Annotated in this window: 1 protein-coding gene; it reads right to left on the minus strand. The window is 49.0% G+C overall.

What is annotated here, in order from left to right; all coding sequences use genetic code 11:
- Positions 1–275, minus strand: a 275-nt coding sequence (locus V6E55_RS25640) for a GTP-binding protein (RefSeq protein WP_044652937.1), incomplete at its 3' end; no start/stop codon positions are given.
- Between the last annotated feature and the right edge of the window lie 192 nt (positions 276–467).

A 467-nucleotide genomic window follows, 5' to 3' on the forward strand; every position in this document is an offset into this window, starting at 1 on the left:
ATGTTTTTAACATAGTCGGCGTGGCCTGGGCAGTCTACGTGTGCGTAGTGGCGAGTCGGGGTGTCGTACTCAACGTGGGAAGTGTTGATGGTGATACCACGAGCTTTTTCTTCTGGTGCGTTATCGATCTGGTCGAATGCGCGAGCAGAACCACCGTAGGTTTTTGCCAGAACGGTAGTGATTGCAGCGGTCAGCGTTGTTTTACCATGGTCAACGTGGCCGATAGTACCGACGTTAACGTGCGGTTTTGTACGTTCAAACTTTTCTTTAGACATCGATTGTCCCTCTAAGACACGGATAAATCGGTGATATCACCACATCAACCAGGCGAAATGCCTGAATTGTTGAATACAGTAAAATTGAAACAGAGAGAAACGGGAAGGAGAAGTGAAGTGGTGCTGATACCCAGAGTCGAACTGGGGACCTCACCCTTACCAAGGGTGCGCTCTACCAACTGAGCCATATCA

This window comes from Enterobacter sp. 342 (assembly GCF_036663495.1).
Taxonomy (GTDB): Bacteria; Pseudomonadota; Gammaproteobacteria; order Enterobacterales; family Enterobacteriaceae; genus Enterobacter.